Annotated in this window: 21 protein-coding genes; 19 read left to right on the top strand and 2 right to left on the bottom strand. The window is 60.0% G+C overall.

Features of this window, described 5'->3' with window-relative positions; genetic code table 11:
- Positions 1-34: 34 nt before the first annotated feature.
- Positions 35-1804 (bottom strand): long-chain fatty-acid--CoA ligase, encoded by a 1770-nt coding sequence (locus tag HMPREF3101_RS07120; protein WP_070463919.1) that lies wholly within the window; start codon positions 1802-1804, stop codon positions 35-37.
- Positions 1805-2194: 390 nt separating this feature from the next.
- Here HMPREF3101_RS07120 and rho point away from each other — a divergent pair, with 390 nt between their 5' ends.
- The 19 genes from rho (at position 2195) to HMPREF3101_RS07035 (ending at position 18434) form a co-directional block, all read left to right on the top strand.
- Entirely contained in the window at positions 2195-3991 is a 1797-nt protein-coding gene (gene rho / locus HMPREF3101_RS07115; RefSeq protein WP_070463968.1) for a transcription termination factor Rho, read from the top strand.
- Entirely contained in the window at positions 3991-5070 is a 1080-nt protein-coding gene (gene prfA, locus HMPREF3101_RS07110) for a peptide chain release factor 1 (RefSeq protein ID WP_070463917.1), read from the top strand. Before rho ends, prfA begins: the two co-directional genes overlap by 1 nt.
- Positions 5057-5929, top strand: coding sequence for a peptide chain release factor N(5)-glutamine methyltransferase (gene prmC, locus HMPREF3101_RS07105; RefSeq protein WP_246816688.1), 873 nt, complete (start codon positions 5057-5059; stop codon positions 5927-5929). Before prfA ends, prmC begins: the two co-directional genes overlap by 14 nt.
- Positions 5902-6573 carry an L-threonylcarbamoyladenylate synthase gene (locus HMPREF3101_RS07100; protein ID WP_070463913.1) on the top strand — a complete coding sequence of 224 codons (672 nt, stop codon included), beginning with the start codon at positions 5902-5904 and terminating at the stop codon, positions 6571-6573. Before prmC ends, HMPREF3101_RS07100 begins: the two co-directional genes overlap by 28 nt.
- Positions 6574-6589: 16 nt before the next feature.
- The gene (locus tag HMPREF3101_RS07095; protein ID WP_070463912.1) at positions 6590-7735 is read left to right on the top strand and encodes a glycosyltransferase family 4 protein; all 1146 of its coding nucleotides are present in this window, start codon (positions 6590-6592) and stop codon (positions 7733-7735) included.
- Positions 7736-7810: 75 nt separating this feature from the next.
- Complete coding sequence (locus HMPREF3101_RS07090) at positions 7811-8233, top strand: Cg1360 family ATP-synthase-associated protein (protein WP_070463966.1); 423 nt, start codon at positions 7811-7813, stop codon at positions 8231-8233.
- Positions 8234-8607: 374 nt separating this feature from the next.
- The gene (gene atpB / locus HMPREF3101_RS07085; protein ID WP_070463910.1) at positions 8608-9402 is read left to right on the top strand and encodes a F0F1 ATP synthase subunit A; all 795 of its coding nucleotides are present in this window, start codon (positions 8608-8610) and stop codon (positions 9400-9402) included.
- A gap of 104 nt (positions 9403-9506) precedes the next feature.
- Positions 9507-9752, top strand: coding sequence for an ATP synthase F0 subunit C (locus HMPREF3101_RS07080; RefSeq protein WP_034999811.1), 246 nt, complete (start codon positions 9507-9509; stop codon positions 9750-9752).
- Positions 9753-9800: 48 nt separating this feature from the next.
- Positions 9801-10373 carry a F0F1 ATP synthase subunit B gene (locus tag HMPREF3101_RS07075; protein WP_070463909.1) on the top strand — a complete coding sequence of 191 codons (573 nt, stop codon included), beginning with the start codon at positions 9801-9803 and terminating at the stop codon, positions 10371-10373.
- A gap of 5 nt (positions 10374-10378) precedes the next feature.
- Positions 10379-11212 (top strand): F0F1 ATP synthase subunit delta, encoded by an 834-nt coding sequence (locus tag HMPREF3101_RS07070; protein WP_070463907.1) that lies wholly within the window; start codon positions 10379-10381, stop codon positions 11210-11212.
- Positions 11213-11219: 7 nt separating this feature from the next.
- A complete protein-coding gene (gene atpA, locus HMPREF3101_RS07065; protein ID WP_070463905.1) occupies positions 11220-12887 on the top strand; it encodes a F0F1 ATP synthase subunit alpha in 1668 nt (555 codons plus the stop codon).
- A 50-nt stretch (positions 12888-12937) separates the two neighbouring features.
- On the top strand, positions 12938-13915 hold the full coding sequence (locus tag HMPREF3101_RS07060) for a F0F1 ATP synthase subunit gamma (protein WP_070463903.1): 978 nt from the start codon (positions 12938-12940) through the stop codon (positions 13913-13915).
- Between the two features lie 3 nt (positions 13916-13918).
- Complete coding sequence (atpD, locus tag HMPREF3101_RS07055; protein WP_246816687.1) at positions 13919-15436, top strand: F0F1 ATP synthase subunit beta; 1518 nt, start codon at positions 13919-13921, stop codon at positions 15434-15436.
- 11 nt (positions 15437-15447) lie between these two features.
- Entirely contained in the window at positions 15448-15825 is a 378-nt protein-coding gene (locus tag HMPREF3101_RS07050) for a F0F1 ATP synthase subunit epsilon (RefSeq protein WP_070463901.1), read from the top strand.
- Between the two features lie 109 nt (positions 15826-15934).
- Positions 15935-16393 carry a DUF2550 domain-containing protein gene (locus HMPREF3101_RS07045; RefSeq protein ID WP_070463962.1) on the top strand — a complete coding sequence of 153 codons (459 nt, stop codon included), beginning with the start codon at positions 15935-15937 and terminating at the stop codon, positions 16391-16393.
- Positions 16394-16403: 10 nt separating this feature from the next.
- Positions 16404-17096 (top strand): endonuclease NucS, encoded by a 693-nt coding sequence (gene nucS / locus HMPREF3101_RS07040; RefSeq protein ID WP_070463899.1) that lies wholly within the window; start codon positions 16404-16406, stop codon positions 17094-17096.
- Positions 17097-17378 carry a hypothetical protein gene (locus HMPREF3101_RS11750; protein WP_083280134.1) on the top strand — a complete coding sequence of 94 codons (282 nt, stop codon included), beginning with the start codon at positions 17097-17099 and terminating at the stop codon, positions 17376-17378. It abuts the gene before it with no gap.
- A 14-nt stretch (positions 17379-17392) separates the two neighbouring features.
- A complete protein-coding gene (locus tag HMPREF3101_RS12565; protein ID WP_141737389.1) occupies positions 17393-17647 on the top strand; it encodes a hypothetical protein in 255 nt (84 codons plus the stop codon).
- Entirely contained in the window at positions 17559-18434 is an 876-nt protein-coding gene (locus HMPREF3101_RS07035; RefSeq protein ID WP_070463897.1) for a tetratricopeptide repeat protein, read from the top strand. The genes HMPREF3101_RS12565 and HMPREF3101_RS07035 overlap by 89 nt, the downstream gene beginning before the upstream one ends.
- Positions 18435-18464: 30 nt before the next feature.
- On the opposite strand, the gene glgB is transcribed toward HMPREF3101_RS07035, so the two are convergent.
- Positions 18465-20651: a 1,4-alpha-glucan branching protein GlgB gene (glgB, locus tag HMPREF3101_RS07030; RefSeq protein WP_070463896.1), complete on the bottom strand. Its 2187-nt coding sequence runs from the start codon at positions 20649-20651 to the stop codon at positions 18465-18467.
- Positions 20652-20660: the final 9 nt, after the last annotated feature.

The raw sequence follows: 20660 nt of genomic DNA, 5'->3' as shown, positions 1-20660 counted from the left end.
TGGCGAATACCTACGAGAAGACAGGGTAAAAACCTTAATCGCTAGTTGGGTGCGCAGCCTCCACCTCGGCCGATGACGGATTACCGTGCGAGCGGCTGCCCGGGCCGGGCAGTGCGATGATGCCGAATTCCTCGCGTGCTAGGTGCTTGCGCAGATCCTTCTTGTCAAACTTGCCCACCGAGGTCTTGTCAATGTTGTCCACAAACGTCCAGTACTCGGGCGCCATCCACTTTGGCAACACATCAGCCAGCCCGGCGCGAAGCCTTGCCGCGGTCTCTGCGTTAGGTTCGATGTGCGGGTGGACCACGGTAACGGCCAGGGGGCGTTCGCCCCACTTTTTATCCGGGATCCCAATCACCGCGCACTCGATGACCTCCTCAGATTCCATGATCAGGTTTTCCACCTGGGCGGAGTAGATCCACTCACCGCCCGAGCGAATCACGTCACGCGCGCGGTCGTACAACGTCATAAACCCGTCATAGGTCACCGTGCCAACGTCACCGGTGCGCAACCAGCCGTCCGCAGTAAAGTGCTCCCGCTCATCCGTGACCGTCTCGCCACGGAACTCAGAGGCCATCTTGCCGTCCTCTTGCGTAGGCGAGTGGTAGTAACTTGCCGCCACAAGATTGCCGCGCACCTGGATCTCACCCTGAGTCAAGTCGTTGGAGGCCATCACCCTGCCGTCATTGACCACTCGGTACTCCAACCACGGAGCGAACCTGCCCTGGGAGACGCGATACGCCCAACGGGCCTCACCAGCAGCGCCCGAAGGCGGGCGCGCCACCGTACCCACAGTGGACGTCTCCGTCATGCCCCACACATGCACGATGTCAACGCCATAGCGTTCCTCCCACACCTTGATCAACCCCGGCGGGGCAGGCGAACCGCCAACGTAGATCTCCTGCAGGCTCATACGCTCCGGCGGATTGTTCAAGTAATGCACCATCAGCTGAATCCACAACGTAGGCACACCATGCGCCACACGCGGGTGTGCCGATGCAATCAGGGCCGCCAACGTCGGGGCCGAAACGTCTGAATCCGGCAACACCAACGGTGTGCCGGCCAAAAACGCCGCAAGTGGAACACCCCAGGACAACACGTGATAAATCGGAATGCAGCACAAAAACGACTCACCATACGTCACCGCCAACGAGTCAGTGGCACGCAGACTCATCGCCTCAAGCCACAACGAGCGATGCGAATACGCCACGCCTTTCGGCGCACCCGTCGTTGCGGTCGAATACACCAAAGCAGCAGCGGTATTTTCCGGCAGAGCAGGCCAAGGAAAGAGGGTCGACCTGCCGTCCAAAAGCATCTCATAGCTCCGAACATCAACCCCCTGCGGCAAAAGATCAGCCAGCGGAGCAACAGGAGAAGTGCCAATAAACGCCACAGTTTGCACCGAAGGGCACATTTCAAGCAGCCGACCAAGCTTGGCCGCTAGGCGCGGGTCCGCCACGATCACCTGCGCTTCAGAGTGATTGACAATGTAGGCAATCTGATCTTCCATCAGCTGCACATTCAACGGCGTGAACACAGCGCCTTTCGACGCGACAGCGAACATCACCTCAAGATGCTCCGCACAGTTGTACATCAAAGTGGCAACACGCTGATCACCATCAATGCCCAACTCATCATGCAACGCATTCGCAAACGCACCAGCGCGCGCCGCAATCGCAGAAAACGTAGTCTCCTCCGGCTGATTCACACGCCACGTCGTACACTTGGTGGACCCATGCACCGAACTCCCGTACTCCAAAATACGGGCGACGGAGAACGGCACCTCCTGCATCGTAGAAAGCATGCCGCCAACTCTAGCGTGACGCACGCACAGGGCCTGAATATGGATTTACCAACGATGCGCTATACTTTCGCCTTGGATCACCGCAGTTGGGCTGCGGACATGGCCCGCCACTCGCGAAACACTTGCCGCGAGGTCAGATCCACCCCTCACACCTCAACATGGTGATTTTGCTGCAACTTTGCGCTCAAAACATGTGCCCTTGCGGTAGATACCCCACAAGGTGAATGAGGAAGCGCGACATACAAATAGACGAAAGCTGCTGGCACCGCCGCGGAACACGAACAACACATAACTTTCCGCACCAGGGCATCCCAGCTGAGCTACGAAAGGACATCCGTGACCGCAGAAGGTAATACGGCTGCAAACCAGGCCAACGTGGACCTGGCATCTATGAAACTTCCAGAGCTGCGCAAGCTGGCAGCTGAGCGGGGGCTTAAGGGGGTATCCGGCCTCCGCAAGGGGGACCTGATCCAAGCAATCGCAACCGGCAAACTCCCGGCAAAGGCAGCAGCACAGACCAACGCAGCCAGCGCCGCCAAGGGGCAAGCATCGAAGGCAGATACCCCGAGTGACGCCGGCGAGGCTGACGCGACTCGCAGCGACAGCGGAAACAACAACGGAAATAAGGACGGAAACAAGGATCACTCCGACGACGAGCAGCAGTCGCGCTCCGCAGCGCGCCGGGCACGTCGCAACCGTTCGCGCAACCAGCACGAGCAGGGGGATCAGCAGGGCCAGCAGGAGCACGCAGACTCCAGCAACTCGCACAAGGGCGGCGGGGAATCGGAGGAGCGTTCCAGCCGCAACGACCGTGACCGTGACCGTGACCGCGACCGTGAAAACAACCGCGGGGAGCGCGACAACCACCGCGAAGACGGTGAGGGCGGCGGGCGCCGCGGGCGCCGTGGTCGTCGCAACCGCAACCGCAACAACCGCGACGGCCGTGACGGCCGTGACCATGGTGGCAACAACCGCGACAACAACCAGGGCGATAACCAGAACCTCGAACCTGAAGAGCTGCAGGAAGTCGCCGGCATCGTAGACGTGGTGGATAACAACACCGCGTTCATTCGCACAACCGGCTACCGCCAAAACAACGCGGACGTGTTTGTCAACAACAGGCTGGTACGCCAAAACGGCCTGCGCTCCGGTGACGCCGTTATTGGCCAGGTCCGCGCCAACGGCCAAGGCCACTCCCACGGCAACGGCCGCAACCGCCAGCGCTACAACCAGCTGGTGCGCGTAGATTCCGTCAACGGCATGACGCCGGAGGAGGCACGCGGCCGCAAGGAATTCCACAAGCTCACGCCGCTGTACCCCAACAAGCGCCTGCGCCTGGAGACGGAGCCGAACATCCTGACCACTCGTGTCATTGACCTGGTCATGCCGATTGGTAAGGGGCAGCGTGCGCTGATCGTCTCCCCACCGAAGGCTGGTAAGACGACGATTCTGCAAAACATTGCCAACGCCATTGCCACCAACAACCCGGAGTGCTACCTCATGGTTGTGCTGGTAGATGAGCGTCCGGAAGAAGTTACGGACATGCAGCGCTCCGTCAAGGGTGAAGTCATCGCTTCTACCTTTGACCGCCCGCCGTCAGAACACACCGCTGTTGCTGAGCTGGCCATTGAGCGCGCGAAGCGCCTCGTGGAGATGGGCCAGGACGTGGTGGTCCTGCTGGACTCCATTACTCGCCTGGGCCGTGCATACAACAACTCTTCCCCGGCATCCGGTCGCATCCTTTCCGGTGGTGTGGATTCGAATGCGCTCTACCCGCCGAAGCGTTTCCTGGGGGCTGCCCGCAACATCGAAGAGGGCGGTTCGCTCACCATCATCGCAACCGCCATGGTGGAGACCGGCTCTGCTGGAGACACCGTGATTTTCGAGGAATTCAAGGGCACCGGCAACGCGGAGCTGAAGCTGGATCGCAAGATCGCAGAACGCCGCGTGTTCCCGGCCGTGGACGTCAACCCGTCCGGCACCCGCAAGGATGAACTACTGATGAGCCCGGAGGAAGCGCGCGTCATGCATAAGCTGCGTCGCATCCTGTCTGCGCTTGATCCACAGCAGTCCATTGACATGCTGATCAAGCAGCTGAAAAAGACCAAGACCAACGGTGAGTTCCTCATGGGTGTGGCAAAGTCCGCGCCGATGGCAGCTGACCAGGCGGAAGAGGATTACGTCTAATGGCTTCACACTCGAACGTCTCGCTTGTAGACGACTATGTGGCCGAATATGAAGGCATCCAAGCCCAGATGGGTGACCCGGATGTGGCCGCAGACCAGGACCAGTTCCGCAAACTGTCCAAGCGCTATGCGGAGCTGCAGCCGATTATCAAGGTCAACGATGAGCTGACGCAGGCTCGCGAAGACTACGAAGTTGCCTCTGAGATGGCCAGTGAGGACAAGGAGTTTGCTGAGGAAGCAACCCGCCTCGAAGGCGAAATTGTGCGCCTGGAAGAGGAGCTGGCTGATCTGCTCGCCCCGCGCGATGAGAACGATGGCGATGACGTGATCATGGAGCTCAAAGCCGGCGCCGGCGGCGAGGAGGCTGCGCTGTTCGCGGGCGATCTGGCACGCATGTACCAGAAGTACTGCGAGAAGCACGGCCTGACCTGGGAAGTGCTTGACGTTGCTGAGTCTGACCTCGGTGGCGTTAAGGACATGACCGTTGCCGTTAAGTCCAAGACTCCATCGCGTGATGGCGCGTGGTCCAAGCTGAAGTTTGAGGGCGGCGTACACCGTGTGCAGCGCATTCCTGTGACTGAGTCGCAGGGTCGCATTCAGACTTCGGCGGCGGGTGTTTACGTGTTCCCGGAAGCCGATGAGATTGAGAGCGTCAACATTGATGAGAAGGATCTTCGCGTCGATGTGTACCGTTCCTCCGGCAAGGGCGGCCAGGGCGTGAACACCACGGACTCCGCGGTGCGTATCACCCACCTGCCTACGGGCATTGTGGTGACGTGTCAGAATGAGCGTTCCCAGATTCAGAACCGCGCTCGTGCCATGCAGGTGCTGCAGGCGCGCTTGGATCAGTTGGAGCGCGAGAAGGCCGAGGCTGCTGAGGCTGAGGGGCGTGCTTCCCAGGTGCGCACCATGGACCGTTCTGAGCGCATCCGCACCTACAATTGGCCGGAGAACCGCATTTCGGATCACCGCATTAACTACAAGGCCAACAACCTCGACTCGGTGCTGGACGGCAACATGGATGACCTGATCACCGCGTTGCAGACGCATGAGCGCCAGGAGCGCCTTGAGGCAGAGTAAAACCCTGCGCTCGCTTCTTGTAGAGGCGGCGCACACGCTTGCACAGGCTGGCATTGATACACCTGACAATGATGCCCGCCTGCTTGCGGCGCACCTGCTTGAGGTCGCGCCGCTTTCGGTGATGTTTAGTGATCCGTATGAGGGCTTTGTCGAAGAGTTTTCTCAGCTCATTGCCCGTCGTGCGGCGCGTGAACCGTTGCAGCACATCACCGGTCAAGCGCCGTTTGGACCCCACACTTTGGCTGTTGGTCCGGGAGTATTCATCCCGCGACCGGAGACGGAGGTCATCGCCGAATGGGGAGCTAGGTTGCTTGCCGACGCCACGTCGAAGCCCCCAACCGCCATCGATCTTGGCACCGGTTCCGGCGCCATCGCGTTGTACCTCTCGGAGGCGGTGCGTGGTGCGAGGGTTGTGGGTGTAGAAAAGCAAGAAACTGCCCTGGAATATGCCAAGCGCAACGCTCCCGGAGTGGAGTTTGTGCAGGGCGACATGACAGACCCCACGCTGTTGAGGCAGCTGGATGGGGCAGTGGATGTGATCGTGGCGAACCCGCCGTATGTGCCTGAGACTCCAGATCTAGATCCGGAGGTCTACCACGACCCGCACGAGGCAGTGTTTTCTGGTGCGGACGGTATGGACGCCATCCGCGGGCTGGTGCCGGTGGCTGCACGACTGTTGAAACCCGGTGGGCACCTAGGCATTGAGCACGACGACACCACCTCTGAGGCTGTGCAGGACGTAGTGCGTGCGCACGGGGCGTTTGGGGACGTGCGTGCCATTGCAGACCTCACCGGTCGGGCGCGGTTTGTTGTAGCGAGTAAGCTACCCCTATGCCCGCCACAACCTACGATTGTTTAACTCCGGACGGCCGCACGCAAGGGATCGCTGCAGCAGCTGAGGCGCTGCGCGGCGGTGACGTTGTCGTCTTGCCCACAGATACGGTCTACGGCATCGGTGCGGACGCGTTTAACAACGCTGCCGTGGCAAAGCTGCTGGCTACCAAAAAGCGCGGCCCGGATATGCCGGTGCCGGTACTTGTAGGATCTTGGACCACCATCCAGGGACTGGTGCGCGAGTTCTCTGACACGGCGAAGACGCTGGTTGAGGCGTTTTGGCCGGGAGGGCTTTCCATTATCGTTCCGGAGGCGCCAAGCCTGCCGTGGAATCTGGGGGATACGCGCGGCACTGTGCTGCTGCGTATGCCGAACCAGCCGCTTGCGCTGGAGCTTCTGCAGGAAGTTGGTCCGATGGCAGTGTCCTCTGCAAACATCTCCGGCCACCCGCCAGCTGTGAAGATTCATGAAGCGCGCCAGCAGTTCGGCAACGCCGTACCCGTATACCTGGACGGGGGAGAGGCCACGATTGGCCAAGCCTCTACCATCGTGGACATTTCATCTGGCCACCCCGTGATCATGCGTGAGGGCGCAATCTCACCGGAGCGTATCGGCGAGGTTCTTGGCGTGGACCCGGAGTCCATGCGCAGAACTCCGCGCGAGCAGTAGGGGAGTTTTCCTTCCAATGAACGGTCTTGGCGTGCCACTGCGAGAGCTTGGCCTTGTGATTCTTGTCGCCGCGACGATTACGTACCTGTCTACGGGGCTTGTGCGCTCCGTGCTTGTACGCACCGGCCGCGTTGCGGAGATTCGCCAGCGTGACGTTCACACCCAGCCAACCCCGTCTGTTGGCGGGGTGGCTATGTTTACCGGCTTCGTATCTGCAGTGTTTTTGGCGCAGCAGCTTCCCGCGTTGACGCGTGGCTTTGCGCCGGTGACTCCTGAGATGACCGCAGTGCTTGCAGGTGCCTTTGCCATTGTGCTGGTTGGCATTGTGGATGACCTCTATGAACTTGGTGCACTGGCGAAACTAGCCGGTCAGTTCGTTGCCGCGGTAGTGATGGCGCTGATGGGCATCGTCTTTACCGTGTTCTTCCTACCCATTGGGGAGGGCACCACGCTGATCCTGGATCAAGTCCAGGGGGTTGTCTTAAGTGCCTTGTTTACCGTCCTGCTGATCAACGCGGTGAACTTTGTCGACGGTATTGATGGCCTAGCCGCAGGCCTTGGCATGATTGCGGGCTTGGCAATTTTGCTGTTTGCACTGACCGTGCTGCATGACCAAGGTGGGGCGGTATCGGCCTACCCGCCAGCAATTATTTGTGCCGCACTGGTGGGAATCTGTGCCGGGTTTTTGCCGCACAACTTTGAACCCGCACGCATCTTCATGGGGGACTCCGGAGCGATGCTGATTGGACTGCTGCTCTCTGCGGCGAGTGTGTCTGCCTCGGGCAAAATCAACATGTCGCTCTATGGTGCTGCAGACCTTGTGGCGTTGGTCAGCCCCATCATTGTGGTGCTGGCAGCCATTGCGCTGCCGGTTGTTGACTTTGTGTGGGCCGTGGTGCGCAGGCTTGCCCGTGGCCAGCGGCCTTGGGAGGCAGACGCGGGACACCTGCACCACCGCCTTTTACAACTCGGCCACACCCACCGTCGCACAGTGTTAGTGCTGTACATGTGGGTTTGCGCAGTGGCGTTTGGCGCAGTGAGCTTTTCCATCGTCCCGACAAAGTACGCCGCCGCCTTTACCGTGGTAGCGCTTCTGGTGGCGTTTATTGCCACTCTGGTGCCGCTTACAAGAGGCAAGATAAGTGCGCCGTTTGGTAAGTGACAGATAGGATTGGCCCCCGTGAACGAAAACGGCAACCAAAACGGTAATGAAAACCTCAGTAATCCCAAGCCGGATTTGAGTGTCCTGGACACGGAGGGGTTTAATGATCCCCGTCGCCCGCTCATTCGGGCCCTGCGGTTTGCTGCTTACGCGCTCATTGCTTTGACCGTTATCTCACTGATGGTGTGGGGTAATGCTCGTGATCTACCTGGCATCTGGGGAGTGCTGATGGGCGCAGCTATCGGTGGCGGCTTTGTCTTGACTACAGCCTTGACTGTGTTGGCTACGTCCAACTTCACGCCGACTGCCACGATGGCGGTAGTGCTTGGCGGGTGGCTGCTGAAGATGGTCGTGATTATTCTGCTCCTGCTCTGGTTGCGGACCATGAGCTTTTACGACCCAACTGCCTTCGGTGTTACCACTATTGCCGCATTGGTTGTGGCGCTTGCCGCGGAGACAATGGGCATCATCTCTACGCGTGTTTCTTACGTCTCTTAATCCCTGAAACGTCGCATCCCTCATAGTTAGGGATGACTTCGGTACCCTGCCACGTCGTTCTGTGACCGACATAACAAAGCCATAAAAGCTGCCTGTGACCATTGATTTTGTCGCAGTTTCTGGTTTGCCTTCTGGAGGAGGGCAGTGTGGTTACCCCTAAGGCGCGAAAACTGTTATCAACCTGTTAGGATATCCGCTGGGTTTACTTGAGGAAGGGGCTTCCCTTACCTGAAGGTCCATCCCCTGTCCCGCGGTAGCAGATGTGCGACGGAGTCCGCCGCGGAGGCAGTCTTCTTGAAGAAGTCCATCGCACCGCATTCCTTGTGGATGCGGCCCGAGAACGGGAGAGAACGCTGAGCGTTACAACGTTGGCCATGAGGGGCAGTTTTCACGCACCCGAACTTGGTCCAGAATTTTTCCCGGGGCAAACTTTCGGCCACATCATTGGTGAAGACTTTGCCGGTGGTTGGTTCGCGCTTGATCGCATCATGATCGTCCGCATTTTCATTGCGCTGATCATGGTGCTTCTCTTTGTTATTGCCTTTAGGAAGCCGCAGCTGGTTCCCAAGGGCCTCCAGAACTTCGCCGAGATGGGTGTGGACTTTGTTCGCATTCATATCGCTGAAGACATCTTGGGCAAGAAGGACGGAAAGCGATTCCTGCCGGTTATTGCCTCCATCTTCTTCACCATCTTGTTCATGAATGCAGCCACGATCATTCCGGGGTTGAACATCTCGCCTAACGCACGTATCGGCATGCCGGTAGTGCTGGCGGTGGTGGCCTACATCGTGATGATCTACGCCGGCGTACAGCGCTACGGCGTGGCCTACTTCAAGCACTCGACGGTGATTCCTGGCTTGCCTCCGTTGCTGCACCTTCTCGTGGTGCCGATCGAGATTTTCTCGACCTTCATTCTGCGTCCGGTCACCCTGGCACTTCGTCTTATGGCGAACTTCCTGGCCGGCCACATCATCCTCGTCCTTCTGTACTCAGCTACCAACTTCTTCTTCTGGCAGCTGAATGCGTGGACGGCGGTCAGTGGCCTGACCTTGATCGCGGCGATTCTGTTCACCCTGTACGAGTTGATCATCATCTTCCTGCAGGCGTACATCTTCGCTCTTTTGACGGCGGTGTACATCGAGCTTTCGCTGCACGCAGATGCGCACTAACAAAGCGCGTACAAACGGCCAAACTGAATAACCCCACCATTGTCACTCGCGTTCGTGGCACAAACACAACGCCACAGCGCACCTAGAAAGGGAACGACTTTCACATGAACGACATCATTCTTGCTCAGGCAGCAGAGACCGTGAACCGCTACGAGGGTCTCGGCACCATCGGCTACGGCCTCGCAACCATCGGCCCGGGCATCGGCATCGGCATGCTCGTTGGCAAGACCGTCGAGGGCATGGCTCGCCAGCCGGAGATGGCTGGTCAGCTGCGTACCACCATGTTCCTGGGTATTGCCTTCGTTGAGGCACTTGCCCTGATCGGCCTCGTTGCCGGCTTCCTGTTCTAAAAAGAACTCGCGTTTATACCCGTTCATTTTTTAGATCAGGAGCAACCAATGACTAACGTCACTGCATTCCTCGCTGCTGCAGAGGCCAGCGAGAAGCTGCCGGGGGAGAATGAACCTTCCATTCTTCTGCCGGCCGGCTACGACGTGGTTTGGTCGCTCGTTGTCTTCATCATCATCTTCCTGGTATTCGCGAAGTACGTACTTCCGCGTTTCCAGGAGGTCCTGCTGGAGCGCGAGGACCGAATCAAGGGCGGCATTGAGCGTGCTGAGGTCGCCCAAAAGGAAGCAAAGGCTGCCCTGGAGAAGAACAACGCCGAACTCGCTGAGGCTCGCGCCGAGGCGGCTGAGATCCGTGAAGCTGCGCGTGCGCGCGGCAAGGAGATCGAAGCCGAAGCTCGTGTACGTGCTGAGGAAGAGTCCCGCCGTATTGTCGAGGCAGGGGAGAAGCAGCTGCTCGCTTCGCGTGAGCAGGTTGTTTCCGAGCTGCGCAATGAGATGGGCCAGAACTCGATCAACCTTGCTGAGCGTCTGCTTGGCACCGAGCTGTCGGATGCTACCCGCCGCTCGAACACGATCGATGACTTCCTCTCTGAGCTTGACAACGTTTCGACGAGGAAGTAGGCGAAATGAAGGCAGCAAGTCGCGAAGCACAGACGCACGTGGAGGGCAAGCTCGATGAGCTGATCCGTTCCTCCGACAACGCCGTCGCCGTTGCCGCGCAGATCGGCACCGAGCTGTTCCTTACTGTGGACCAGCTCGACGCTGACCGTTCGCTGCGTGTCGCTGTTGCAGATACTTCGCTTGACGCATCTCAGCGCGAGGGCATCATCACCCAGGTGTTCGGCTCGAAGGTTGCAGAACCGACGAAGAATATTCTGAGTGAGGCTGCATCGCAGGAGTGGTCCACGCCTCGTGAATTCCGCCAGGGCCTGGTTGCTTTGGGACGTCGCGCGCTTTCCCGCGCCGCCGAATCCCAAGGCCAGCTGGAGCAGGTGGAAGAGGAGCTTTACCAGCTGTCTGTCCTTCTGGAGAACCAGAAGGAACTGACCCAGCTGTTGTCGGATCGCACCGCCACGGCCGCGCAAAAGCGTGGTCTGTTGGCCAGCGTGATCTACGGCAAGGTGACCATGTTTACCGAGGCGCTTGCGCTGCAGGTAATCGGCCGCCCAGCGCACAACCCGGTTGATGATCTTTCGGCGCTGGCCGAGGAGATCGCTGAGTTGCGTGGCAAGTCCGTAGCGCGCGTTGTTGCAGCGGAGGCGCTTTCCTCTGCGCAGCGTGAGGCACTCGCAAGCAAGCTTGAGAACATTTACGGTCGCGAGATGGCCATCCATACCGAGGTTGACCCCAGCCTCCTCGGCGGCATGATCATCCGTGTTGGTGACGAGGAAATTGACGGTTCGACGCGCGGAAAACTCGCACGTCTTCGCACTGACCTCGCTGCGAGCGCGACCCTTTAAGAACAATATGCTGGAAGAATCTACCGAGAGCAGGAAGAACATGGCGGAGCTGACGATCTCCTCCGATGAGATCCGTAGCGCGATAGCGAACTACACCTCGAGCTACTCTGCGGAGGCCTCCCGTGAGGAGGTCGGCGTGGTGACTTCGGCTGCAGATGGTATTGCCCAGGTTTCCGGGCTGCCAGGCTGCATGACGAATGAGCTGCTCGAGTTCCCGAACGGCGTCATCGGCGTCGCACAGAACCTGGACACCGACAAGATCGGCGTTGTGGTTCTGGGTAACTTCGAGTCCCTCCACGAGGGCGACAAAGTAAAGAGGACCGGCGAGGTCCTTTCCGTACCGGTCGGCGAGAACTTCCTCGGCCGCGTCATCAACCCCCTGGGCCAGCCGATTGACGGCCTTGGCCCGATCGAGTCCAACGAAGAGCGTGCACTTGAGCTGCAGGCGGCAGGCGTGCTTGACCGCCAGCCGGTTGAAGAGCCGATGCAGACGGGTCTGAAGGCTATTGACGCCATGACCCCGATCGGCCGCGGCCAGCGCCAGCTCATCATTGGTGACCGCAAGACTGGTAAGACCGCAGTCTGCATCGACACCATCTTGAACCAGAAGGCGTTCTGGGAGACCGGCGACCCGTCGCAACAGGTGCGCTGCATCTACGTCGCAGTCGGCCAGAAAGGCTCCACCATCGCTGGTGTGCGCCAGACCCTGGAAGAGGCAGGCGCACTGGAGTACACCACCATCGTGGCTGCTCCGGCATCTGACTCCGCTGGCTTCAAGTGGCTGGCTCCGTTCACCGGTGCCGCCCTGGGCCAGCACTGGATGTACCAGGGCAAGCACGTCCTGGTCATCTACGATGATCTGACCAAGCAGGCAGAGGCCTACCGTGCGATCTCCTTGCTGCTGCGCCGCCCACCGGGCCGCGAGGCATACCCGGGCGATGTGTTCTACCTGCACTCCCGCCTGCTGGAGCGCGCTGCCAAGCTCAACGACGAGCTCGGTGCAGGTTCTCTGACCGCACTGCCGATCATTGAGACCAAGGCAAACGACGTCGGTGCCTTCATTCCGACGAACGTTATTTCCATTACGGACGGCCAGGTCTTCCTGCAGTCTGACCTCTTTAACCAGGGCGTGCGCCCGGCTATTGACGTGGGTATCTCTGTGTCCCGTGTCGGTGGCGCTGCACAGACCAAGGGCATGAAGAAGGTTGCAGGTAACCTGCGTCTGGACCTGGCCGCATACCGCGACCTGGAGTCCTTCGCAGCGTTCGCATCCGACCTGGATGCTGCTTCCAAGAAGCAGCTGGAGCGCGGCCAGCGCCTCGTCGAGCTGCTGAAGCAGTCCGAGAACTCCCCGCAGCCGGTTGAGTTCCAGATCGTGTCGATCTGGGCTGCCAACGAGGGCGTCTTCGATCCCGTTCCCGTCGAGGATGTCCGTCGCTACGAACGCGAGCTGCAGGAGCAGATCCGCGCAACCGCACCTGAGGTGTACGAACAGATCCAGGGCGGCAAGGCTCTGGACGAGACCTCCCAGGCTGCAATCCTGCGCGTGAACGAGGAGTTTGCACGTGGCTTCCAGGCTTCTACGGGCGAGCGCATCGTTCGTGAGCCGGAGGAGAAGGCACTGCCGAGCTCGCAGGTGTCCAAGAATCAGCTCAACGTCAGCCGCTCCAAGTAAGCACGCAAGTGCAACCTTGGACTACTACATAAAGGAAGGGAGGAAACACCATGGCAACTCTTCGCGAATTGCGTGACCGCATCAGGTCCGTCAACTCTACGAAGAAGATCACCAAGGCTCAGGAGCTGATCGCGACCTCGCAGATCACCAAGGCCCAGCAGCGTGTAGACGCAGCGAAGCCGTACGCCGATGAGCTGAAAGACGTCATGGAACGCCTCGCAGCTGCGAGCTCCCTCGACCACCCCATGCTCCGCGAGCGTGAGAACGGTCGAGTCGCAGCAATCCTCGTGGTCACCTCTGACCGCGGTATGGCCGGCGGCTACAACCACAACGTGCTGAAGAAGGCGACCCAGCTGGAGCGCATGCTCAAGGAAGCTGGCTACGACGTCGTCCGCTACGTCACCGGCAACAAGGGCGTGACCCACTACAAGTTCCGTGACATGGACGTCGAAGGCGCCTGGACCGGTTGGTCCCAGAAACCGACGTGGGAGTCCACCCACGATGTGCGTCGCCACATCATTGATGGCTTCATGGCTGGTTCTGAAGGCACGACCAAGTGGCGTGAGGGACTCAACGGCGCCGAAGGCGAACCCGTTCGCGGTTTCGACCAGGTTCACGTGGTGTACACCGAGTTCGTCTCCATGCTTTCGCAGGAGGCACGAGTACACCAGCTGTTGCCTATCGAGCCTGTGCTTGAAGACGTCTCGTATGAGACCGAACACATGCTCGCGCCTGCCGAGGAAAGCGTATCGCCAGACATGGAGTTCGAGCCGGACCCGGATACGCTCATGGATGAGCTGCTTCCGGTATACGTCTCACGCTCGTTGTACTCGCTATTCTTGGAGTCTTCGGCGTCGGAGTCTGCTTCGCGCCGTACCGCCATGAAGAACGCGACGGACAACGCAACCGAGCTGGCCAACAACTTGTCCCGTGAGGCAAACCAAGCCCGCCAGGCTAAAATCACCCAGGAAATCACCGAGATTATCGGCGGCGCAGGTGCGCTGTCCGGTAGTGAGGAAAGTGACTAAATCATGACTACTGCTCACAACTTTGATGAGCGCGATGAGACGCCGGGCGAGGCCACGTTGCAGGCTGAACCGCAGGCGCCGGCTCGCACGGAGTCCACTCAGAACCCGCGTGGTTCCGAGAACGGCCGTGTGGTCCGCGTCATCGGCGCCGTCGTCGACGTGGAGTTCCCTCGTGGCGAGCTCCCCGCGCTGTACAACGCACTCGAGGTACACATCGACCTCGAAGGCATGTCCCGTGACATCATCCTCGAGGTTGCCCAGTTCCTGGGCGACAACCTCGTCCGCACCATCGCCATGGCTCCGACGGACGGTCTCGTCCGCGGCGCACAGGTGAAGGATTCCGGCAACCCGATCTCCGTGCCGGTGGGCGACCAGGTCAAGGGCCACGTGTTCAACGCACTGGGCCAGTGCCTGGACGATCCGTCGGTAGGCCAGGACGGCGAGCGTTGGTCCATCCACCGCGAGCCGCCAGCATTCAAGGACCTTGAGGGTAAGACCGAGATCCTTGAGACCGGTATTAAGGTCATCGACCTTTTGACCCCGTACGTGAAGGGCGGCAAGATCGGCCTGTTCGGTGGTGCAGGTGTGGGCAAGACCGTTCTCATCCAGGAGATGATTACGCGTATTGCTCGCGAGTTCTCCGGTACCTCCGTGTTCGCGGGTGTTGGCGAGCGCACCCGTGAGGGCACCGACCTGTTCCTCGAGATGGAGGATATGGGCGTGTTGCCTGATACCGCCCTTGTCTTCGGCCAGATGGATGAGCCGCCAGGGGTCCGTATGCGCGTGGCCCTGTCCGGCCTGACCATGGCGGAGTACTTCCGCGATGTGCAGAACCAGGACGTGCTGCTGTTCATTGATAACATCTTCCGCTTTACCCAGGCGGGCTCCGAGGTATCGACCCTTCTGGGTCGTATGCCTTCCGCTGTGGGTTACCAGCCGACGCTGGCGGATGAGATGGGTGTGCTGCAGGAGCGCATTACCTCGACCCGTGGTCGTTCCATTACGTCTCTGCAGGCCGTGTACGTGCCGGCGGATGACTACACCGACCCGGCACCGGCAACCACCTTCGCTCACCTGGATGCAACCACCGAGCTGAGCCGTTCCATTGCTTCGAAGGGTATTTACCCGGCAGTGGACCCGCTGACCTCGACCTCCCGCATCCTGGAGCCGGGTATTGTCGGCGAGCGTCACTACAACGTGGCGCAGAAGGTCATCGGTATTCTGCAGAAGAACAAGGAGCTGCAGGACATCATCGCCATCCTCGGTATGGACGAGCTGTCTGAAGAGGACAAGATCACCGTCATGCGCGCACGTAAGATCCAGCGCTTCCTCGGACAGAACTTCTTCGTTGCTAAGAAGTTCACCGGCGACGAGGGCTCTTACGTGCCGCTGGAGGAGACCATTGACGCCTTTGACAAGCTGGCGTCTGGCGAGTTCGACCACTACCCGGAGCAGGCCTTCAGCAACCTGGGTGGCCTGGACGATGTCGAGGCTGCTTACAAGAAGCTGCAGGAAGCGTAAAGGGGTAGATCATGGCTGAACTTACCGCGCAATTGGTCTCTGTTGACCGCTTGCTCTGGAAGGGGCAGGCAAAGATTGTCACCGCCCAGACCACCGAAGGTGAGATCGGCATCCTGCCCGGTCACGAGCCACTGTTGGGCCAGCTTAAGGACAACGGTGTTGTGACCATCCAGCCGGTGCATGAGGACCGTATCGTTGCGGCCGTACAGGGTGGGTTCCTGTCGGTCCAGGGCGACAAGGTCACCATCCTCGCGGATTACGCGATCTTCGCCGGCGAAGTCGACTCCGCTGCTGCGGAGAGCGGCCTGCAAGATGAAGACGAGCTGACCAAGGCCCGCTCCGAGGCGGAGCTGGCCGCGGTTCGTCGCGCGTCCAACATCAATAGGTAGGCGCTTACATCCTTTGGACACCCCCTGTCGGAAACGGCAGGGGGTGTTTGCGTCTCATCATCAGGCATACGGGATTAGAATATTGCGAAACAAGAAAGGCATGATTCGCATGGAGATCCTTGCCGCTATTTTGCTGCTAGTCCTCGCACTTGTCGTAGTAGCTGCGGTGTGGCGCTTCACTATGTTCCGTAACAGTGGCGTACAAGGGCTAATCCGTCTCTTGCCTGCTGAAGGTTCGCACGGATGGCGTCACGGGGTGCTTCGTTACTCCGGGGATGAGGCTCGTTTTTATAAGCTGCGCTCGCTGTCTTTTAACTACGACTTAGCGTTTGATCGCCGGGACATGACGTTTAACGGCATCCGGAAACTTACTGATGAAGAACGTGACTTCATGCCGGAGGTTGATACCGCGCTTGAACTGACCGGTCCGATGGGGGATTTTGAGTTCGCGGGCGAACGCCACGCGGAGATGGCCCTGATTTCGTGGGTAGAGTCCGCGCCAGATATTCGGGCGCAGCGGGGGGATATGAATGAGCTCGCTGAGAGGGCGAACAGGCGGCGTCGATAAGCTAAAGCCCATGCGTTTAATTATCGCTCGATGCTCTGTTGACTATGTTGGCCGCTTGGACGCTCATTTGCCGATGGCTACCAGGCTGATTTTGGTTAAGGCTGACGGGTCTGTGTCCATCCACGCGGACGACCGTGCATACAAACCGCTGAACTGGATGATGCCGCCATGCACCCTGAAGGAAGAAGCGGTGGTAGACATTGACGGGGAGGACACCGGTGAGCAGCTGTGGATTGTAGAGGGCAAGAAGGGCGAGCAACTGCGCATCACCATCGAAGAGATCATCGCGGATAGCTCCTACGAGCTAGGTGAGGACCCCGGGCTGGTAAAAGACGGCGTTGAGGCGCACTTGCAGGAGCTTTTGGCTGAACACATCACGACCTTGGGGTCGGGATACTCGTTAGTTCGCCGCGAGTATCCGACGGCGATTGGTCCCGTAGACATCCTCGCACGTGACTCCGGCGGCGGCACGGTAGCGGTGGAGGTTAAACGTCGCGGCGGCATTGACGGCGTGGAACAGCTGACCCGCTATGTGGAGCTGTTGAACCGTGATGAACTGCTCGCACCAGTGCAAGGCGTGTTTGCTGCCCAGGAGATTAAACCGCAGGCTCGCACGTTGGCGGAAGATCGCGGTATCCGCTGCGTCACGCTGGATTACGGTGAGCTACGCGGCATTGAATCCAACGAGCTGCGGCTGTTTTAGATGCCACGCAGAAACCGCAGGGCGAACATCACGCCTTCTTATGTACTGCCGCGTGACGGCTCCACCTTCATTGGCACCCAGGAAGTTGAGGGCCCGTACGGGGAAACCTACTGCGTGCGCCAGATCGGTGCGGCCGCTGCCACGAAGTTCTACGTATGCCCGGGATGCAACCAAAACATCCCTCCGGGAGTGCGGCACGTGGTGGCGTGGCCGAAAGATGCAGGCCGCGGTGTAGATGACCGCAGGCACTGGCATAGACACTGCTGGGAGCGGCGGCGTTAGACTGGGACGAGGCCATGGACGTGATCAAGCCTTCTACGGCTGCGGTTGAGACGGCTGCGGTTGAGGAGGTCTCGCCGCGCGTGTCGCTGGTAATTAAGGCGGATATTCGCCCTGGCTACACTGACATGCTGCATCAAAAAATGAATTCCCTTAAACAAACACTTGGAGGCGTAAACCACAATGACCCAGCCACAGTTCACGAGTGGGGCAGTCGATTTGGCTGCGCTGGCCCAGCAGGCGGAGGCCCGCAAGGAGCTCGCGGAGTCTGAGTTCGAGCCGTTTATCGAGGTCACCGAGCGTGACGTTGAGGCCAAGGCGTTTGAGCGCTCCACCCAGATCCCTGTGGTGCTGATGGTGGGCACCGCCCGGTCGCCGGAGTCCGAACAGTTGAAGGCGACGCTTGCATCGTTGGCTGCCGGCCAGCGCGAGTTTCTCGTTGCTTACGTGAACGCGGATGCGCATCCGCAGCTGGCCCAGGCGTTGGGTGTGCGCGCGTTGCCAACTGTGGTCGCGCTTGCTGCAGGCCGGCCCGTGACCAACTTTGAGGGCAATCAGCCGGCGGAGCAGCTCACGCAGTGGCTGCAGGCGCTGGTGCAGAACATCGGCCCGCAGCTAAGTGGGTTGGCTGAGGAATCGAGTGAAGGCGAGCCGGAGACGGATCCGCGCTTGGCCCAGGCCGAGGCTGCCGTGCAGGCGGGCGATTATGATGCGGCGATTGCCGTCTATGGCGAGATGTTGGCCCAAGATCCGGCGAATGCCGAGGTCAAGCAGGCGAAGGCGACGGTTGCCGTGCTGAAGCGTTTCAACCCGCAGGCGCGCACCAGCGACGCGATTGCTGATGCTGCCGCGGATCCCACCGACATGGCCAAGCAGCTCGATGCCGCAGATGCCGAGGTCCTCGCAGGTAACCCGGAGGCGGCGTTTGAGCGTTTGCTCGGACATGTGAAGACCTCGTCCGAGGCCAAGGATCGTTTGCTGGAGTTGCTTTTGCTTTTCGACGCCAACGATCCCCTCATCAAACGCACCCGCACCAACCTTGCGAGTGCGCTTTTCTAGCGCCGAGAGGCTGGCGCTAGCAGGCTGGCGCTAGCGGCGCAGCTTGTACCACTGCACGCTCATCGCAGGCAGGGTGAGCGCTACGGACTGATCGAAGCCGTCCCAATTGACCGCCTCGGCGGAAATTACATCAGGTAGGTGGTTACCGGCGCCGCCGTAGACGGTGTCATCTGTATTGATGATCAGCTCCCACTCGCCACCTTGCGGAAGGCCAAGGCGGTAGCCCTGGTGGGTGCTGCCGCTCAAGTTGACTACGGCGACGATCGGTTGGCCGTCCGTACCCCAGCGGGTGTAGGCAAGCAGGTTGTGCGCGGCGTCATCACTCTTGAGCCACTGGAAGCCCATCGGCGTGTTGTCCTGGCTAAACAATGCAGGATTGTCGCGGTAGACAACGTTCAGGTCTCGCACGAGACGGTGGATGCCCCGGTGGTATTCGTGGCCCCAACCGTTATCAAGGTTGTCCCAATTCACAGAGTGCGCTTCGTCCCACTCGGTGGTCTGGCCCCACTCACAACCCATGAAGAGCAGCTGCTTGCCGGGGTGGGAGAACATGTAGCCGTAGAGGGCGCGAAGGCCGGCGGCCTTATTCCAGTCGTCCCCAGGCATGCGCTGCCACAGTGAGCCCTTACCGTGGACTACTTCGTCGTGGCTAAACGGTAGGACGTACTTCTCGCTGAACGCGTAGACCAGGGAGAACGTGAGCTCGTTGTGGTGGTAGGAGCGGTGGACGGGGTCGAGGGAGAAGTACTCCAACGTGTCGTTCATCCAGCCCATGTTCCACTTGCAGGAAAAGCCCAGGCCGTCTGCGTCGGTTTGGGCGGTAACCCCCGGCCACGCGGTGGATTCTTCCGCGATGGTGAGCACACCGGGGAAGTTGCGGTGCACCGTGGCGTTGGTTTCCTGCAGGAATTGGACGGCGTCCCAGTTCTCGCGGCTGCCGTCAGCATTTGGCAGCCATTCGCCAGGCTCACGGGAGTAGTCGAGGTACAGCATGGACGCCACAGCGTCTACACGCAGGCCGTCTAGGTGGAACTCTTCGCACCAGTACAAAGCGTTGGCCACGAGGAAGTTACGCACCTCGTTGCGTCCGAAGTTGAACACGTAGGTGCCCCAGTCTTTTTGTTCGCCGCGGCGCCAGTCGGGGTGTTCGTAGAGAGCCGTGCCGTCGAAACGCGCAAGTGCCCAGGCATCCTTGGGGAAGTGGGCTGGCACCCAGTCCACAATCACCCCGATGCCGTTGGCGTGCAGCGTGTCTACCAGGGCGCGGAACTCGTCCGGGGTGCCCCAGCGGGCAGTTGGCGCGTAGTAGCCGGTGACCTGGTAGCCCCAGGAGCCGCCGAAGGGGTGCTCGGCAACTGGCAGGAATTCCACGTGCGTAAAGCCGTTGTCTACAAGGTAGGGCACGAGCTCTTCGCGCATGGTGTTGAAGTTCGCGCCTTCCTTCCAGGAGCCGATGTGGCACTCGTAGATGCTCATGGCGGCGTTTGTGGCGTCGATGCCTGCGCGGGCCTTCATCCACTCTTCGTCATTCCACTCGTAGGTGCTCGGCGCGGCGACTACGGAGACCGTCTCCGGCGGGCACAACGTCTGCTTGGCCAACGGGTCAGCTTTGTCGATGCGGGTGCCGTCGGCAGTGTGAATAGCAAACTTGTACTGCGTGCCAGCCTCAATGCCGGGGATGAAGATCTCCCACACACCTGTCGAGCCCAAAGAGCGCATCGGGTACTGGCTGGGGTTCCACGCGCAGAAGTCACCAATGACGGCTACGCCCTGGGCATTGGGGGCCCAAACCGCAAAGGCGGTACCGGTGACCTCTCCAAGCGAGGTGGTGTAGCTACGTACGTTGGCGCCGAGAACCTCCCACAGGCGTTCGTGGCGGCCCTCAGAAATCAAGTGCTGGTCCAGCTCACCAAGCGTGGGCAGGAAGTGATAAGGATCGGCGAGAATTGTTGGCTCTGCACCTGGATAGGTGATGCGGAAGCGGTAATCGGGCGACAAGTCGTCTTCCAAGGGGGCGACCCAAAAGTCATCGCCGACGGCCTCCATATCCACGGCTTCGCCGTGAACGAGCAGCTCTACGCGCTCTGCACCGATCTGGCGGGTGCGTACCACGGAACGTTCACCGAGTGGGTGCCACCCGTAGATATCATGCGGCGCGTGGTGGGTGCAGCTCAGGAGCCGGCCATAGTCGGCCTCGGGGATTGCAACGTTGTTCATGTGGGCTCC

It is taken from the genome of Corynebacterium sp. HMSC29G08 (genome assembly GCF_001806875.1).
Lineage (GTDB): Bacteria > Actinomycetota > Actinomycetes > Mycobacteriales > Mycobacteriaceae > Corynebacterium.
Note: the sequence above shows the minus strand (reverse complement) of the source record. Positions and strands in the feature narration are given on the sequence as shown.

Coding starts and splice junctions, on each gene's coding strand:
- prfA (WP_070463917.1), top strand. CDS start 3,991: ATGGCTTCACACTCGAACGTCTCGCTTGTAGACGACTATGTGGCCGAA.
- atpD (WP_246816687.1), top strand. CDS start 13,919: ATGACTACTGCTCACAACTTTGATGAGCGCGATGAGACGCCGGGCGAG.
- HMPREF3101_RS07060 (WP_070463903.1), top strand. CDS start 12,938: ATGGCAACTCTTCGCGAATTGCGTGACCGCATCAGGTCCGTCAACTCT.
- HMPREF3101_RS07095 (WP_070463912.1), top strand. CDS start 6,590: ATGAACGGTCTTGGCGTGCCACTGCGAGAGCTTGGCCTTGTGATTCTT.
- HMPREF3101_RS07120 (WP_070463919.1), bottom strand. CDS start 1,804: ATGCTTTCTACGATGCAGGAGGTGCCGTTCTCCGTCGCCCGTATTTTG.
- nucS (WP_070463899.1), top strand. CDS start 16,404: ATGCGTTTAATTATCGCTCGATGCTCTGTTGACTATGTTGGCCGCTTG.
- glgB (WP_070463896.1), bottom strand. CDS start 20,651: ATGAACAACGTTGCAATCCCCGAGGCCGACTATGGCCGGCTCCTGAGC.
- HMPREF3101_RS07070 (WP_070463907.1), top strand. CDS start 10,379: ATGAAGGCAGCAAGTCGCGAAGCACAGACGCACGTGGAGGGCAAGCTC.
- rho (WP_070463968.1), top strand. CDS start 2,195: ATGAAACTTCCAGAGCTGCGCAAGCTGGCAGCTGAGCGGGGGCTTAAG.
- HMPREF3101_RS07050 (WP_070463901.1), top strand. CDS start 15,448: ATGGCTGAACTTACCGCGCAATTGGTCTCTGTTGACCGCTTGCTCTGG.
- HMPREF3101_RS07045 (WP_070463962.1), top strand. CDS start 15,935: ATGGAGATCCTTGCCGCTATTTTGCTGCTAGTCCTCGCACTTGTCGTA.
- HMPREF3101_RS07035 (WP_070463897.1), top strand. CDS start 17,559: ATGACCCAGCCACAGTTCACGAGTGGGGCAGTCGATTTGGCTGCGCTG.
- HMPREF3101_RS07075 (WP_070463909.1), top strand. CDS start 9,801: ATGACTAACGTCACTGCATTCCTCGCTGCTGCAGAGGCCAGCGAGAAG.
- HMPREF3101_RS07080 (WP_034999811.1), top strand. CDS start 9,507: ATGAACGACATCATTCTTGCTCAGGCAGCAGAGACCGTGAACCGCTAC.
- HMPREF3101_RS11750 (WP_083280134.1), top strand. CDS start 17,097: ATGCCACGCAGAAACCGCAGGGCGAACATCACGCCTTCTTATGTACTG.
- HMPREF3101_RS12565 (WP_141737389.1), top strand. CDS start 17,393: ATGGACGTGATCAAGCCTTCTACGGCTGCGGTTGAGACGGCTGCGGTT.
- atpA (WP_070463905.1), top strand. CDS start 11,220: ATGCTGGAAGAATCTACCGAGAGCAGGAAGAACATGGCGGAGCTGACG.
- HMPREF3101_RS07100 (WP_070463913.1), top strand. CDS start 5,902: ATGCCCGCCACAACCTACGATTGTTTAACTCCGGACGGCCGCACGCAA.
- atpB (WP_070463910.1), top strand. CDS start 8,608: ATGAGGGGCAGTTTTCACGCACCCGAACTTGGTCCAGAATTTTTCCCG.